This is a genomic window from Streptomyces sp. NPDC005866, assembly GCF_040629895.1.
Classification (GTDB): Bacteria; Actinomycetota; Actinomycetes; order Streptomycetales; family Streptomycetaceae; genus Streptomyces.
The window spans coordinates 81,535-95,556 of record NZ_JBEXWP010000016.1; the positions used below are offsets into that span (position 1 = coordinate 81,535).

14 protein-coding genes and 3 pseudogenes are annotated in these 14,022 nt (G+C 71.4%); 11 read left to right on the plus strand and 6 right to left on the minus strand.

Annotation, left to right across the window (positions count from 1 at the left end; translation table 11 throughout):
* Positions 1-7 precede the first annotated feature (7 nt).
* The gene (locus ABZ396_RS23625) at positions 8-1,033 is read right to left on the minus strand and encodes an alcohol dehydrogenase (RefSeq protein WP_358916832.1); all 1,026 of its coding nucleotides are present in this window, start codon (positions 1,031-1,033) and stop codon (positions 8-10) included.
* Between the two features lie 165 nt (positions 1,034-1,198).
* Positions 1,199-2,068: an alpha/beta hydrolase gene (locus tag ABZ396_RS23630; protein WP_358916834.1), complete on the minus strand. Its 870-nt coding sequence runs from the start codon at positions 2,066-2,068 to the stop codon at positions 1,199-1,201.
* Positions 2,069-2,223: 155 nt separating this feature from the next.
* Between ABZ396_RS23630 and ABZ396_RS23635 the strand changes: the two genes are divergently transcribed.
* From ABZ396_RS23635 to ABZ396_RS23645, 3 genes and pseudogenes are all read left to right on the plus strand, one after another.
* Complete coding sequence (locus tag ABZ396_RS23635; protein WP_358916836.1) at positions 2,224-2,739, plus strand: CGNR zinc finger domain-containing protein; 516 nt, start codon at positions 2,224-2,226, stop codon at positions 2,737-2,739.
* Positions 2,740-2,833: 94 nt separating this feature from the next.
* Positions 2,834-3,076 (plus strand): annotated as a pseudogene (locus tag ABZ396_RS23640) (carbonyl reductase); the annotation flags it as partial.
* A 64-nt stretch (positions 3,077-3,140) separates the two neighbouring features.
* Positions 3,141-3,408: pseudogene (locus tag ABZ396_RS23645) on the plus strand (SDR family NAD(P)-dependent oxidoreductase); the annotation flags it as partial.
* 118 nt (positions 3,409-3,526) lie between these two features.
* On the opposite strand, the gene ABZ396_RS23650 reads toward ABZ396_RS23645, so the two are convergent.
* From ABZ396_RS23650 to ABZ396_RS23660, 3 genes and pseudogenes are all read right to left on the minus strand, one after another.
* Positions 3,527-3,949 carry a PPOX class F420-dependent oxidoreductase gene (locus ABZ396_RS23650; RefSeq protein WP_358916838.1) on the minus strand — a complete coding sequence of 141 codons (423 nt, stop codon included), beginning with the start codon at positions 3,947-3,949 and terminating at the stop codon, positions 3,527-3,529.
* A gap of 34 nt (positions 3,950-3,983) precedes the next feature.
* Positions 3,984-4,679 carry a type 1 glutamine amidotransferase domain-containing protein gene (locus tag ABZ396_RS23655; protein WP_358916840.1) on the minus strand — a complete coding sequence of 232 codons (696 nt, stop codon included), beginning with the start codon at positions 4,677-4,679 and terminating at the stop codon, positions 3,984-3,986.
* Positions 4,680-4,778: 99 nt separating this feature from the next.
* Positions 4,779-5,238 (minus strand): annotated as a pseudogene (locus ABZ396_RS23660) (AbfB domain-containing protein); the annotation flags it as partial.
* A 136-nt stretch (positions 5,239-5,374) separates the two neighbouring features.
* Here ABZ396_RS23660 and ABZ396_RS23665 point away from each other — a divergent pair.
* The 4 genes from ABZ396_RS23665 to ABZ396_RS23680 all read left to right on the plus strand — a co-directional run bounded on the left by ABZ396_RS23665 (position 5,375) and on the right by ABZ396_RS23680 (position 8,216).
* Positions 5,375-5,593 (plus strand): hypothetical protein, encoded by a 219-nt coding sequence (locus ABZ396_RS23665; protein ID WP_358916842.1) that lies wholly within the window; start codon positions 5,375-5,377, stop codon positions 5,591-5,593.
* 136 nt (positions 5,594-5,729) lie between these two features.
* The gene (locus tag ABZ396_RS23670) at positions 5,730-7,220 is read left to right on the plus strand and encodes an SPFH domain-containing protein (RefSeq protein WP_358916844.1); all 1,491 of its coding nucleotides are present in this window, start codon (positions 5,730-5,732) and stop codon (positions 7,218-7,220) included.
* Between the two features lie 125 nt (positions 7,221-7,345).
* A complete protein-coding gene (locus tag ABZ396_RS23675) occupies positions 7,346-7,747 on the plus strand; it encodes an alpha/beta hydrolase (RefSeq protein ID WP_358916992.1) in 402 nt (133 codons plus the stop codon).
* Between the two features lie 19 nt (positions 7,748-7,766).
* Positions 7,767-8,216, plus strand: a complete 450-nt coding sequence (locus ABZ396_RS23680) for a type II toxin-antitoxin system PemK/MazF family toxin (RefSeq protein WP_358916846.1) — start codon at positions 7,767-7,769, stop codon at positions 8,214-8,216.
* Positions 8,217-8,478: 262 nt separating this feature from the next.
* Here ABZ396_RS23680 and ABZ396_RS23685 read toward each other — a convergent pair whose 3' ends face one another.
* Positions 8,479-9,312 (minus strand): TIGR02452 family protein, encoded by an 834-nt coding sequence (locus ABZ396_RS23685; protein WP_358916848.1) that lies wholly within the window; start codon positions 9,310-9,312, stop codon positions 8,479-8,481.
* Between the two features lie 276 nt (positions 9,313-9,588).
* On the opposite strand from ABZ396_RS23685, the gene egtA reads away from it, so the two are divergent.
* Genes egtA through egtD form a run of 4 tightly spaced genes read left to right on the plus strand, consistent with a single transcriptional unit; the run spans position 9,589 to position 14,022 of the window.
* Positions 9,589-10,917 carry an ergothioneine biosynthesis glutamate--cysteine ligase EgtA gene (egtA, locus tag ABZ396_RS23690; protein WP_358916850.1) on the plus strand — a complete coding sequence of 443 codons (1,329 nt, stop codon included), beginning with the start codon at positions 9,589-9,591 and terminating at the stop codon, positions 10,915-10,917.
* Positions 10,914-12,242, plus strand: coding sequence for an ergothioneine biosynthesis protein EgtB (gene egtB / locus ABZ396_RS23695; RefSeq protein WP_358916852.1), 1,329 nt, complete (start codon positions 10,914-10,916; stop codon positions 12,240-12,242). The genes egtA and egtB overlap by 4 nt, the downstream gene beginning before the upstream one ends.
* The gene (gene egtC, locus ABZ396_RS23700; RefSeq protein WP_358916854.1) at positions 12,242-13,063 is read left to right on the plus strand and encodes an ergothioneine biosynthesis protein EgtC; all 822 of its coding nucleotides are present in this window, start codon (positions 12,242-12,244) and stop codon (positions 13,061-13,063) included. Before egtB ends, egtC begins: the two co-directional genes overlap by 1 nt.
* On the plus strand, positions 13,060-14,022 hold the full coding sequence (gene egtD, locus ABZ396_RS23705) for an L-histidine N(alpha)-methyltransferase (protein WP_358916856.1): 963 nt from the start codon (positions 13,060-13,062) through the stop codon (positions 14,020-14,022). The genes egtC and egtD overlap by 4 nt, the downstream gene beginning before the upstream one ends.

The following is a 14,022-nucleotide window of genomic DNA, read 5'->3' on the forward strand; positions in this document are numbered from 1 at the left end:
CGGCGGGTCAGTCGTAGGTGAGCACCATGCGGAACCGCGCGGCGCCGGTGAGCATCTTCTGGTAGGCCTCGTTCGCCTGCTCCAGCGGTACGGTCTCGACCGTCGGGCGGATCCCATGCAGGACGCTGAACTCCAAGGTGTCCTGTACGTCCTGCGCGGTGCCGGACGGATGGCCGCGGACCACCCGCCCCCGCGTCAGCAGCTGGAGCGGGCTGATCCCGAGCGGCTCGGGATCAATGCCGATCACCACCAGCTCGCCCCGGGGCGCCAGCCCGTCGACGGTCGCTGCGATGGCTTGGGAGTTACCCGCGGTGGCGAGGACGACCTTGGCATCGCCGAGCGACTGGAGGGCCTCCGCGACCGGCGTCGCGGCCGTGGAGTCGACATAGTGGTGGGCACCGAGTCGCTTGGCGAAGTCCGCCTTCTCCGGGCCGCGGGCGACGGCCACCGTCTCGAAACCCATGGCCACCGCGTACTTCACGCCGAGGTGGCCGAGCCCGCCGAGACCGACGACGGCGACCAGGTCACCGGGCTCCGCCGGGCTGCGCCTGAGCCCGTTGAAGGTAGTCACGCCCGCGCAGGCCATGGGCGACGCATCGGCCGAGGTCAGTCCCTCGGGGATGCGGGCCAGGGCGTCGACCGGCGCGATCACCTTCTCGCCGAAGCCGCCGTCGTAGCTCAGGCCTGGCGTCTTCAAGTTCTCGCACACGATGAAGTCGCCCTGGCGGCAGGGTGTGCAGTGGCCGCAGCTGCCGCCGAACCAGCCGACCGCGACCCGGTCGCCAATTTGCCAGCCCCAGTCCTCGATGCCCTCGCCGATTTCCTCGATCCGCCCGGCGATCTCGTGCCCGGCCACCACCGGGAACGTGATGCCCCGCACCCCGGCGTTCACGAAGAAGCTGTCGCTGTGGCACACGCCGCAGGCCTCCACGGCGATCCGCACATGACCGGGACCCGGTCGCGGCACCTCTCGCTCGGCGATCTCGAACGGCCCGCCCGCGGCGGTCACCTGCGCGACTCGGTAGATGCTCATACGTCTCTCCCGGAGCGGGTACGACAAGAACGGTCTGAACCCCCTCCCCCAGCACACCAGCTCCGGGCCGATCACGCGCGTCGAGCCGTGCTCAGCAGGCCGGCCGAGAGTGTCACGAGGTGATGCCGTTGTACCGGTCCCACTGACGGCACGGCACCCGGCGCGTCAGACGAGCACGCGGGCGAGGAAGTCGCGGATGTGCTCGGTGATGGTCTCCAGGTGGCTCTCCAGGGCGAAGTGCCCCGAGTCGAGGAGGTGGATCTCGGCGTCGGGCAGGTCCTGGGCGAACGCCCGGGCGCCGTCGGGACCGAAGATCTCGTCGTTCGCGCCCCACACCGCCAGCAGCGGGACCTGGGAGTCCTCGAAGTACCGGTGGACCTTCGGGTAGAGATCCACGTTGGTGGGGTAGTCGCGGAAGAGCTTGAGCTGGATCTCGTCGTTGCCGGGGCGGTCCAGCAGCGCTTGGTCGTGCACCCAGTTGTCCGGGCTGACCAGGCTGGGGTCGTCGACTCCGTTCACGTACTGCCAGCGGGTGGACTCCAGGGTCAGGGCGCCGCGCATGGGCGCCTCGGTCTTCGGTCCCGGGTTCTCGGCGTAGGCGAAGACGCCGTCCCAGAAGGGTTTGACGAAGCCCTCCTCGTAGGCGTTGCCGTTCTGGGTGACGATCGCCGTGACGCGGTCCGGGGCCCGGAGCGCGAGGCGCCAGCCGATGGGGGCTCCGTAGTCCTGCACATACATCGCGAACCGGTCGACCCCCAGCCGATCGAGCAGGCCGGCGGTGACGTCGGTGAGGGCGTCGAAGGTGTACGGGAAGTCGTCGAGACCCGGCATGGCGGACTGGCCGAATCCGATGTGGTCGGGGGCGATCACACGGTAGCGGTCGGCGAGCGCCGGGATCAGGTTGCGGAACATGTGCGAGCTGGTCGGGAAGCCGTGGAGGAGGACCACGACGGGCGCCCGCGGATCGCCGGCCTCCCGGTAGAAGACGTCGAGGCCGTTGACGGTGGCGGCGCGGTGATGAACTGCGGAGGCCATATCCCTAACCCTTCTATCGCGCTTGACTGGTTACCCACCGAGTCGAGCACTCTTCACCTAACCTGTCAATGCGCCTCAAGGGGTTAGGCAGCAGGTGACCGATGCACACTGATGTAACCTTTCAAGCGAATCAATCGGGTTAGGAGGCGGCGGCAATGGTGACCGGCCCGGAGCAGCAGGACATGCTGCTGGAACTCCTCAACAGCACGCCCGTGGTCAACGGTACGGTCCAGGACCAGCTGGCCGATGCGGAGGCGGCCAGGTCCTGGCAGCGGGCCCACGGGGGCAGCGGCGGCAAGGAAGAGCGCCGGTTTCTCGTCCAGGCGCGTGATCTCCTGCAGGACGTGGTGACCGGCACCCGGCCCGCCACCTCACTGGCGCCACTCCTCGCGGACGTCACCTCACGCCCGCAGTTGTCGTCCACGGGGGTGGCATGGGAGCTGGACGTCCCCGCGCAGCGCCGGCTGGCGGTGACGGCGGTCCTGGCCTGGAGCGCGCTGCAGGACACCATGCCGGGCCGGCTGCGGCCGTGCGCCAACCCGGAGTGCCGGCTGTTCCTCGTCGACCGCAGCAAGACCAACAAGGCCCGCTGGTGCTCGATGGCCGTCTGCGGCAACCGCATGAAGGCACGCCGCCACCACCAGCGCACCCGCGAGGCCGCGGCGGGGTGATGCCCCACCGGGGCATCACCGGGTGCCGGGCCACACGCGGCGAGCGGAGGGGAGAGTGCCGCCCCCGCGCCCGGCGTGGCCGAAGGCCTCGAGGGCCACGGACACGCTGATCGCGGCCGTGTGCCCCGGCATGGTCGACACCGCGACCTCGCGCCCGTGGTTCAGCGACTACAGCCAGGCACAGTCGCCGGCCCAGGCCGCCGAAGCCGTGCTCGACCTGGTCTTCGCCGAACACGTCGATCCGGCCCTCTACGGCGAACTGGTCCGGTTCGGCAAGGCCCTGCCCTGGCACGACGGCACGCCCCCGGTGGAGCAGGACGGCATGCTCACGCCGTGAACGCGCGGGGCCGCCGTCCCGCACTCCTCACTACACGGCTCAGTCCAGGGCGAGGAGTTCACGCATGAGCACCATCACCACTGCCTTCGGTTTCTCCAGCACGGCCGCCGAGGTGGCGAAGGGATCGACCTCACCGGCCGCCATGCGGTGGTCACCGGCGCCTCGTCCGGCCTCGGGGCCCAGACGGCCCGCGCCCTGGCGGGGCCGGTGCGACCGTCGCCCTCGCCGTCCGGGACGTGGCGGCGGGCGAACGCGTCGCCAAGGACATCACGACATCGACCGGCAACCGGGACGTGCGGGCCGCGCCCCTCTACCTCGCCGATCCGGTCTCCGCTCTTCCCGTGACAGGCCGCAACGGCGGCCCGGCCGGCCGCGGGGTGTCGAGGGCGCCGGACCGGGCCGGGCCCGGAGCAGGGCACGCGTGGACAGTCTTCGCCTGTCCTGCGGCCGTCATCCGGACGCCTGGTCGCTGTCGCGGTGTGCGCCCCAGCCGTGCCAGCGCTCGACCCCGATCCAGGCGCTGACCCGGGGGCGGACGCGGTCCGGGTAGGGCTTGCCGGTGTAGTGCGTGGCGAGGCGGTCGATGTCGGCGAGGCCTTCGTCCTCGTGCATCTCGACGACCCGGCCGATGAGGGTGACGTGTGTGTACCAGTCGTCGCCGTCCAGGACCGTGAGGCTGACGCGGGGGTCCCGGCGCAGGTGCTTCAGGCGGACGCGGCCCTTGTCCAGGCTGATCAGGGCCCGGCCGTCCTCCCACAGGTACCAGGTGGGCGTGGACACCGGCGCGCCGTCGGAGCGCAGCGTCGCCATCACAGCCGGATTGGGACGGCGCAGCAGTTCCTGCGCCTCGGGCGGCAGCGGTGGCTTGGACATATGTACTCCTCGGGTCATGGGTCCGCGGGCGGTTTCAGGCGAGCTTCTTCAGCAGTTCGGCGGCGAGCGGGCCGGAGGAGGCCGGGTTCTGGCCGGTGACGACGTTGCGGTCGATCTCGACGTGCGGAGCCCACGGCTCGCCTGCCTCGACCTCCAGCCCGGCCTCGGTGAGACGGTCCTGCAGAAGCCACTTGGCGGCCGCCGCCATGCCGGCCAGCTGCTCCTCGGCGTTGGTGAAGGCGGTGATCCGGTAGCCGGCGTAGGCGTTGGTGCCGTCCGCCTTGACGGCGGCGAGGAGCGCGGCCGGGCCGTGGCACACCACTCCCACCGGCAGACCGTCCCCGACCGCGTCGGCGAGGATCCGGCCTGCGTCGGCGTTCACGGCCAGGTCCTCCATCGGACCGTGGCCGCCGGGGACATAGACCGCGTCGAAGTCCTGAAGGCGTACGTCGGCCAGCGCCACCGGCGCCTGGAACTCTGGAGCCCTGTCCACCACCTGCTTCACCTGCGCGGCCTGTTCGACGCCGCCGGCAGCCTCGGGAGCCAGACTGGCCGGGTCGACCGGCGGGACGGCACCGGCCGGGGTGGCCACGGTGATCTCGTGACCGGCGACCTTGAACGCCTCGTAGGGAACGACCGCCTCTTCGGCCCAGAAGCCGGTGGGATGCGTGCTGCCGTCGGCCAGTGTCCACCGGTCGGCGCCGGTCATCACGAAAAGGATCTTCGCCATCGTCTCTCCTGAAGTGGTCTGGCCCGATTGTCACCGCCCGCGCGCGAGGCCGCCACCGGACGGCATCCTGGCGACACCCACGACCCCTTCCTGGGGTCGGGCCCAGGAAGCCACCCGCATGAACGAGCTGTCCTGGCGGAACAAGTCGGTACCGTCCGAGATCTGCACGCGCAGCTGGTAGTTGTAGTGGCGCAGATGGTAACCGGGGTAGTTGTACCACTCGAAGGGCACCGAGCCGCCGGCCGTTCCCGTGCGGGCGATGAAGGTGGCGTCCTTCGCGAACGTCGTCGTGCCGTCGTTCGCGTCGAACCGGCCCCGGAAGTCGCAGTGGCGCAGGTAGTTGCCGGACGCGTCACGGAACGAGTAGCCGTTGGAGTCCGCCAGGCCCGCGACGACCGTGAAGGTGGCCGCCTGCTTGTCCGCGGTGGCGCTGGAGCCGGTCACGACCGGGAGGTTGAGGAGGGCGGACTGTTCCTCCCAGTACCTCGTGGGTGTAGTTGACGGACTGAAAGGGGCGGGTCGCGTTCTTCGTCACCGACGTGCCGCCCGACACCGTCTCGTGTCCGCCGCCGCCCAGCTGGAGGCCGAGCTGCGCTGGCACGAGCGCCGGCCGCCCCCGGCAGTGATCACCGAATCCCCTGCTGTATGACGGCGGGTGGCTTTCCCGTGGCTTGGCCTGCCCGTACCCTCTGACCATGGACGATGCGTCGATGGTCGGGCTCATGGGGCGGGTCACCGGAACGATCGGGCCCGGACTCGTCGGCGAGGTGATCGTCCGGGTGCGCGGGGGTGCCGAGCACTTCCTCGCGTACCCCGCCGACGGCGGCGCCCGGATCGAGCCGGGCACGGTCGTGATGGTGGTCGAGTACCTGCCGCCGAGGACGGTCTACGTCACGCCCGCCTACGACAGTTGAGCGAACGTAGCCCCAGGTGAGGGGCGTATGCGTCAAGATTGCAACAAGGGTTCGTCAGCGTCTTCACCCCGGGCTCGCACAGGCGCACACTCCGTTCGTTCGGTGCCGAAAGGGCACCATGCAAAGGGGGGGGCGTATGCCGATGGTTGTCGGCGTCGTGGCGGGGGCGGCGGTTCTCGCCGTTCTCGTGGTGATCGGTGTGTTCAAGATGATGTGGCGGGTCGCCGAGCCGAACGAGGCGCTCATCATCTCCGGTTCGAAGCATCGGACCGAGGGTCTTGAGGAAGGCATGGGATTCCGCATCGTCACGGGGCGCGGCACGCTGGTGCTGCCGGGCGTTCAGGCGGTGCGCAAGCTCTCTCTGGACCTGAACGAGACCGAGTTGTCGGTGGACTGCGTGACCCAGCAGGGCATTCCGCTGAAGGTGCGGGGCGTGGTCATCTTCAAGGTGGGCGACGACTTCGTGTCGATCGCCAATGCGGGCCGCCGGTTCCTGGACCAGCAGAAGCTGATGTCCGAGCGGGTGCACAACGTGTTCGCCGGTCATCTGCGGTCCATCGTGGGCGGGTTGACGGTCGAGGACATGATCCGCGACCGCGAGAAGCTCACCGGGCAGACCCGGGCCGCCTGTGGCACGGAGATGGAGAAGCTGGGGCTCATCGTCGACTCCCTGCAGATCCATGAGATCGAGGATCCGACCGGGTACATCAAGAACCTGGCGATGCCGCACGCGGCGGCCGTCCAGCGGGACGCGCGAATCGCGCAGGCGGAGGCGAATCGTCTCGCCACCGAGGCGGAGCAGGCGTCGTTCGCCCGGATGGCGGAGGCCACCCGGGACAGCGAGATCCTCCAGGCCGGCTACCAGGCCGAGCGGGACAAGGCCGGGGCCCAGTCCCGCCAGGCCGGGCCGCTCGCCGACGCGGCCGCCCGGCAGGAGGTCGTCGTCCAGGAGACGAGGGTCGCCGAGCTGGAGGCGCAGCGGCGGGAGCAGCAGCTCCAGGCGGACGTCCGCAAGCCGGCCGACGCCAAGGCCTACGAGAAGCGCACGCTGGCCGAGGCCGAGCGTGACGCGCGTATCTCGGCGGCCCAGGCCAAGGCGAAGGAGACGGAGTTGGCGGCCGCGGCCGAGGCGACCCGGGTCAAGGCAGCCGCGGGCGCCGAGGCCGAGGCCATGAAGGCCCGGGGAACGGCGAGCGCCGCCGCGACCCGTGCCACCGGTGAGGCCGAGGCGGCCGCCTCGCAGGCCAAGGGCCTCGCCGAGGCCGAAGCGGCCAAGGCCAAGGGCCTCGCCGAGGCGGAGGCCATCAAGGCCCGCGCCGCCGCCCTCGCCGAGAACCAGGAGGCGGTCGTCGCCCAGCAACTCGCCGAGAACTGGCCGGAGATCGTCAAGGCCGGCGCGTCGGCCTTCGGCAACGTCGACAACATGGTGCTGCTCAACGGCGCCGAGGGTATGGGCGAGATGTTCGCCAAGGCGCTCACGATGGGCGGCACCGGACTGGGGCTGGCACGTCAGCTGCTGGCGTCGATGAACCAGAACGGGCAGGCCCCGAACGGTACTTCGCCGATTCTCAACGAGGTCACGGCCCCGAAGGCGCAGAAGGTTCCGGTGGAGCAGGACGGCGAGTAGCCGCGAGCGGGAACAGGAGTGCCCCCGGCCGGACCGGGGGCATCTCCGTTCTCACTCCTGCTCGTTGAGCCGCCGCAACAGCTCCAGGAGCGTCGAACGCTCCGCCGCCGACAGCCCGGCGAAGCATCCGGCGAGCACCTCGCCGGCCACCCCGTGCCCGGCCGCCAGCATCCGCTCGCCGTCCGGGGTCAGATGGTGCCGGATGCGCCGCCCCTGGCCCGGCCTCCGTTCCACCAGGCCCTGTGCGACCAGCCGGCCCACCAGTGTGCCGAAGGCCTGCTCGCTCTGGAAGGTGGTGGCGGCCAGCTGGGCGCGTGCCGCAGCCGGTGCTGGTGATCTGGGGCGAGAGCGACCGTATCGTCACCCCCGCCTACGGAGCCGCCTATGCGAAGGCCTTCCCCCAGGGCCGGTTCGAGCCGATCCCGCAGGCCGGTCACCTTCCGCACATCGAACGCCCCGATGTCACCGCCGAGTTGATCGAGGCGGAGCTGCGCCGTACCGGTACCCCGCCTGTTCTCGCAGGCTGAGGCCCCTTAGGGTGCCCTCGTGACTGCGCTAACCGACGACGAGAACATCCCCGGCCGTTACGGCCCCACCGCGACCACCGAGGCCGACCCACACGAGGTCGGCAGGGTGCGCACCGAATACTCCCCCGCCCACGACGGCGACCCCGATCCCGGTGAGATCGTGTGGACCTGGGTGCCCTTCGAGGAGAACGACGGGCGGGGCAAGGACCGGCCGGTGCTGGTCGTCGCCCGGGAGGCGCCCGGCACCCTGCTCGCCGTACAGCTGTCGAGCAAGCGGCACGACAACGACCGCGAGTGGGTGGCCATCGGCAGCGGCCCCTGGGACCGCTCGGGGCGTGACTCCTGGGTGGACGTGGACCGCGTGCTGCGACTGCACGAGGACGGCATGCGCAGGGAGGCGTGCGCGCTGGACCGGGGCCGCTTCAACCTCGTACGCAACCGCCTGCACGAGCGCTACGGCTGGAAGTGAGCCGCTGGACCCAGGGGGTGTCGTCTGGATTGGCAGCGAGAAACTGTGCCTCTTGACCGAGCCGAGCGGGGTCTGGTGCGTGCAGCTGCGAGGCGGAGGAGGCGTAGACGATCAGCCGCTGCCGCGGCGGGCGAAGCGGTGGGGGCACCCCCGGCCGAAGGCTGGGGGACGTCGGCGAGTGACGACAACGCGGCTGGGGGCACCCCCTCTGCAGGAGTGCGTGCCAGGGCCCGCGACGCCGGCATGATCCAGACGACACCCCCTAGACGTCAGACGTCCAGGCGACTTCCTGGAACGCCTCGGTGAAGGCCGCCCGGACCACCGATCCCGGTGTACGGTCCAGGACCCCGAACACCACGTGCTCGAAGGTCCGGGCGAACCGTCCGCCGGGGCCCAGCAGCCCCCGGAAGGCCCCCGCGACCTGCCGAGGGTCGTTCTGGAAGACCCCGCAGCCCCAGGCGCCGAGGACCAGCCGCCGGTAGCCGTTCGCGGCCGCCACCTCCAGGACCCGCTCGGCCCGTACGGCCAGGGCGCCCGGCAGCTCACCGGTGCGTTCCGGCGCCGTACGGCGGATCACGCCCGCGTTGGGCGCGGCGGAGGTGAGGAAGCCCGCGCGGAAAGGATCCGTGAGGAGGCGGCCACGGTCATCACGGAAGACCGGAACGGCCGGGGAGTGGATCACGCGGTCTGAGTAGAACGGGTCGCGGTGGGCACGGTGGTGGTCGTAGAAGGCACGGGCGCGCAACTGGCAGGCGTAGAGCGCGGAGGCGCGGCACAGGGCCTCCTCCTGCGCCTGGGCGCCGTTCAGATAGCCGCCGCCCGGATTGCGGGCCGAGGCGAAGTTCAGCACCGCGACCGGGGCGTCGGCCAGGCGGCCGGCGGCCTCCAGGCTGCTCTCACCGGTGACCTCGACGACCGTCTCCACAGGGGTGGTCCGCGCAACCGGCACCGCTTCGGGGCCGTACATCCGCGTCCCGGCCTGTGCGGCCGCGATGTCGGACACCAGGAGGACCTCCCGGCCGTCGGGCGCGCGATAGGCGCCGGCCAGCACGATCTGTTCGGTCTCCTGTGCGATCCCGCGCAGGCGCGCGCTCATGGCGCCACCCCCGTGGACGCCATGACCGCGGCCCGCGCGGTCTCCCCCGTCGTGCTCATGTACGCATCCTGGGCGATGCTGGTGATGCGGTGCAATGGAGTTTCCTGCGCCTGAAACGGTTCCGAACGTGCAAGGAAGCAGAGGTTACCGATCTAGAACGTCCCGATAGGTGCCCTTGTGCGAATCGACGCGAAGGTCTTGGGTTGAACGGACGTGCCGTCCCGGCCCATCCAGGGCCGGGCCGGCGGCATGGTGGAATCTCAGGAGGATCCCGACATGTCCGACTCGATATCCGACGGCGGCGACTGTACCGACGGTTCGGTGAAGACCGACTTCTCGGACGACCGCACCGCTGTCACCGAAGCCGAGGTGGAGGCCCTGGTCAAGGGCATCTGCTTCAAGACAGGCCCGCCCCGCACGCTCGGGGTCGAAGTGGAATGGCTGGTACACGAGCTGCGGCAGCCGCAGCTCCCCGTGACACCCGAACGACTCGAAGCGGCATACGCCGCACTGCGCACGGTGCCCCTGGGGTCGGCGCTCACCGTCGAACCCGGCGGCCAGCTGGAGCTGAGCTCGCCGCCCGCCGCCTCCCTGATGGAGTGCATCGGCACCGTCTCCGCCGACCTGGACGCCGTCCGTACGGTCCTCACCCAGCAGGGCCTCGGCCTCGTGGGCGTCGGTCACGATCCCTGGCACACACCCCGCCGCTTCCTGCGCGAACCGCGCTACGAGGCGATGGAGGCCTGCCTGGACCGTACCGGCACGGCGGGCCGCCACATGATGTGCGCCTCGGCGTCCGTACAGGTCTGCCTGGACGCCGGCCACGAGGAGCCCGGCCCGCTGGGGCACACCCGCCGCTGGTGGCTGGCCCATCAGCTGGGCCCGGTCCTGGTGGCCGCCTTCGCGAACTCGCCCCTGGTGGGAGGGCAGCCCACCGGCTGGGTCTCCACCCGGCAGCTGCTGTGGCTGGGGATCGGCGCGGGCCGCGCGGGAGCTCCCCCGCTGGCCGGCGACCCGCGCACGTCCTGGGCCCGGCACGTGCTGGACGCCCCGGTGATGTGCGTACGGCGGGACGGCGGCCCCTGGGAGGTGCCCGAGGGACTCACCTTCCGGGACTGGACCCGCTCGGGGTCGCCCACCAGGGCTGATCTCGCATACCACCTCACCACGCTGTTCCCGCCGGTCCGGCCGCGCGGTCATCTGGAGCTGCGGATGATCGACGCGCAGCCCGGCGACGACGGCTGGATGGTGCCGCTGGCGGTGACGGCGGCGCTGTTCGACGACCCGGAGGCCGCCGAGACCGTGTACCGGACGGTGAAACCGCTGGCCGAGCGGGCGGTGCCGCGGCCCGCCCCGCACAATCCGCTGTGGATCGACGCGGCCCGGACCGGACTCGGCGACCCCGAGCTGCACGAGGCCGCCGTCGCCTGTTTCGCGGCGGCGCTGGAGGCCCTGCCCCGGCTGGGCGCGACCCCCGAGGTCGTGGCCGCCGTGACGGCGTACTTCGACCGGTACGTCCTCCAGGGCCGCTGCCCGGCCGACGACCTGCTGGACCCCCTGCGCGGCACATCGGGTCGCGCCCACGGGAAGGACATCCCCGCATGACCGCCCCCGAGACCGACATCGACATCGAGACCCTGCGCGACCGGGCCCTGAAGTCCCTGACCACGGCCCGGGACCGCACCACACTCCTGACCAGCTGCGTGGAGGAGCCCGACCTCACCGCCCAGCACTCCCCGCTGATGTCACCGCTGGTCTGGGACCTGGCGCACATCGGCAACCAGGAGGAGCTCTGGCTGCTGCGCAACGTCGCCGGCCGGGAGGCGATGCGCCCCGAGATCGACACCCTCTACGACGCCTTCGAGCACCCGCGTTCCGAACGGCCCACGCTCCCGCTGCTGCCGCCCGCCGAGGCCCGGCGCTATGCGGCGGAGGTGCGCGGCCGGGCCCTGGACCTGCTGGAGGGCTCGGCGTTCACCGGCACCCGGCTGACCGAGGCGGGCTTCGCCTTCGGGATGATCGCCCAGCACGAACAGCAGCACGACGAGACGATGCTGATCACCCATCAGCTCCGCAAGGGCCCCCAGGCTCTGACCGCCCCGGACCCGAATCCGGCACCGCCGTTCACCGGCCCGGCCGAAGTCCTGGTCCCCGGTGGCCCGTTCACCATGGGCACCTCCACCGAGCCATGGTCGCTGGACAACGAACGCCCCGCGCACCGGCGGGAGGTGCCGGCCTTCTGGATCGACACCACCCCGGTGACCAACGGTCAGTACCTGGCGTTCATCGAGGACAGCGGCTACGAGAACGAGCGCTGGTGGACGCCCGAGGGCTGGGAGCACATCCGGCAGCACTCGATCGTCGCCCCGCACTTCTGGCGCCGTGAGGGCGGCCAGTGGCTACGGCGCCGCTTCGGGGTCACGGAGGTCGTGCCGCCCGAGGAGCCGGTGCTGCACGTGTGCTGGTACGAGGCGGACGCCTACGCCCGCTGGGCCGGCCGCCGGCTGCCCACCGAGGCCGAGTGGGAGAAGGCCGCCCGGCACCATCCCGGCGAGAACCGGTCCCGGCGCTACCCGTGGGGCGACGCCGACCCGGCAACGGCCCATGCCAACCTCGGCCAGCGGCATCTGCGCCCGGCCCCGGCGGGCAGCTACCCGGAGGGCGAGTCACCGCTGGGCGTACGGCAGTTGATCGGTGACGTCTGGGAGTGGACGTCCAGCGACTTCCTCCCCTACCCCGGTTTCACCGCCTTCCCGTACAAGGAGTACTCGGAGGTGTTCTTCGGCCCCGAGCACAAGGTGCTGCGCGGCGGCTCGTTCGCCGTGGACCCGGTGGCCTGCCGGGGGACGTTCCGCAACTGGGACTACCCGATCCGGCGGCAGATCTTCTCCGGCTTCCGCACCGCCCGCACCGCCGCGGAGTCCGTCTGATGTGCCGTCATCTGGCCTGTCTGGGACCCGAGGAGCCGCTCGGCCGGCTCCTCGTGGAGCCCGAGCACTCCCTCTACCGCCAGTCGTGGGCGCCTCGGCGGCAGCGGTACGGGACGGTCAACGCCGATGGTTTCGGCGTGGGTTGGTACGCCCCGGAGGATCCGCAGCCGGCCCGCTACCGGCGGGCCGGGCCGATCTGGGCCGACCAGTCCTTCGCCGACCTGGCCCGGGTGGTGCGCACCGGCGCCGTGCTCGCCGCCGTACGGGACGCGACCCTGGCGGGTGCGGACGCGGAGGCCGCGGCTGCCCCGTTCGCCGCGGGCCGCTGGCTGTTCAGCCACAACGGGGCGATCCCCGGCTGGCCGCGGTCCGTGGCGTCCCTCGCCCCGTTCCTGCCCCCGGTCGACCTGCTGTCCATGGAGGCGCGCAACGACTCGGCGTTCGTCTGGGCCCTGGCTCTCAACCGGCTGCGGTCCGGCACGGCACCGGGCCCCGCCCTTGCCGAAACGGTTCAGCAGGTGGCCGAGGCGGCCCCGACCGCCCGGCTGAACCTCCTGCTCACCGACGGCGAGACCATCGCCGCCACCGCCTGGGGCGACAGCCTCTTCTATCTCTCGGAACCCGGCCACCGCACCGTCGTCGCCTCCGAGCCGTACGACGACGACCCGCGCTGGCGGGAGGTCCCCGACCGCACGCTGCTCACCGCGAGCCGCCGGAGCGTCACCCTCGCCCCGGTCGAGAACCCGGTCGAGGGCGACCTGGTCCAGGACAGTCCGGTCGAGGCCCCGGCATCCGTATCCCCGAAGGAGCCCTGTACGTGAGTCCCCTCCGTGTCACCCGCACCCTTCCCGAGGACGCCACGGACGCCGCGCTGCGCGCCGATGTCCTGAACGGCCTCACCGCCACCCCCAAGACGCTGCCGCCGAAGTGGTTCTACGACGCCCGGGGCAGCGACCTGTTCGAGCAGATCACCGAGCTGCCCGAGTACTACCCGACCCGGGCCGAGCGGGAGATCCTGCTCGCCCGGTCCGGCGAGATCGCCGCCGTGAGCGGCGCCCGCACCCTGGTGGAGCTGGGCTCCGGTTCCTCCGAGAAGACCCGCCTGCTGATCGACGCGCTCACCTCTCTTGAGGTGTACGTGCCGGTCGACGTCAGCGAGAGCGCGCTGACCCAGGCCGGGCAGGCCCTCATCGAGGAGCGGCCGGAGCTGTCCGTGCACGCCCTGATCGCCGACTTCACGGGCCGGATGAGCCTGCCCGAGACGCCGGGCCCGCGGCTGCTGGCGTTCCTCGGCGGCACGATCGGCAATCTGCTGCCCGCCGAGCGGGCCGGATTCCTGGCCTCGGTGCGGGGACTGCTCGCGCCCGGTGACGCGCTGCTCCTAGGCACCGACCTGGTCAAGGACGAGGACGTACTGGTCCGGGCCTACGACGACGCGGCCGGGGTGACGGCCGAGTTCAACAAGAACGTCCTGGCCGTCGTCGACCGGGAGCTGGGCGCCGACTTCGACCCGGACAGCTTCGACCATGTCGCCCTGTGGGACACGGACGAGGAGTGGATCGAGATGCGGCTGCGTTCCCGTGTCGCGCAGACCGTGAAGGTGCCCGCGCTCGACCTGGCCGTGGACTTCGCGGCGGGCGAGGAGCTGCGTACCGAGGTGTCGGCGAAGTTCCGGCGCGACGGAGTGACCGCCGAACTGGCGGCCGCCGGACTTGAGTTGACCAACTGGTGGACCGACTCGCAGGGCCGGTTCGCGCTCTCACTCAGCGTCGCCCGCTGA

What these genes read in the sequence shown, in the direction of transcription:
- ABZ396_RS23665 (WP_358916842.1), top strand. Translation starts at nt 5,375, where the DNA reads ATGGACGATGCGTCGATGGTCGGGCTCATGGGGCGGGTCACCGGAACG.
- ABZ396_RS23650 (WP_358916838.1), bottom strand. Translation starts at nt 3,949, where the DNA reads ATGTCCAAGCCACCGCTGCCGCCCGAGGCGCAGGAACTGCTGCGCCGT.
- egtC (WP_358916854.1), top strand. Translation starts at nt 12,242, where the DNA reads ATGTGCCGTCATCTGGCCTGTCTGGGACCCGAGGAGCCGCTCGGCCGG.
- ABZ396_RS23625 (WP_358916832.1), bottom strand. Translation starts at nt 1,033, where the DNA reads ATGAGCATCTACCGAGTCGCGCAGGTGACCGCCGCGGGCGGGCCGTTC.
- ABZ396_RS23685 (WP_358916848.1), bottom strand. Translation starts at nt 9,312, where the DNA reads ATGAGCGCGCGCCTGCGCGGGATCGCACAGGAGACCGAACAGATCGTG.
- egtA (WP_358916850.1), top strand. Translation starts at nt 9,589, where the DNA reads ATGTCCGACTCGATATCCGACGGCGGCGACTGTACCGACGGTTCGGTG.
- ABZ396_RS23635 (WP_358916836.1), top strand. Translation starts at nt 2,224, where the DNA reads ATGGTGACCGGCCCGGAGCAGCAGGACATGCTGCTGGAACTCCTCAAC.
- egtB (WP_358916852.1), top strand. Translation starts at nt 10,914, where the DNA reads ATGACCGCCCCCGAGACCGACATCGACATCGAGACCCTGCGCGACCGG.
- ABZ396_RS23630 (WP_358916834.1), bottom strand. Translation starts at nt 2,068, where the DNA reads ATGGCCTCCGCAGTTCATCACCGCGCCGCCACCGTCAACGGCCTCGAC.
- ABZ396_RS23655 (WP_358916840.1), bottom strand. Translation starts at nt 4,679, where the DNA reads ATGGCGAAGATCCTTTTCGTGATGACCGGCGCCGACCGGTGGACACTG.
- ABZ396_RS23670 (WP_358916844.1), top strand. Translation starts at nt 5,730, where the DNA reads ATGCCGATGGTTGTCGGCGTCGTGGCGGGGGCGGCGGTTCTCGCCGTT.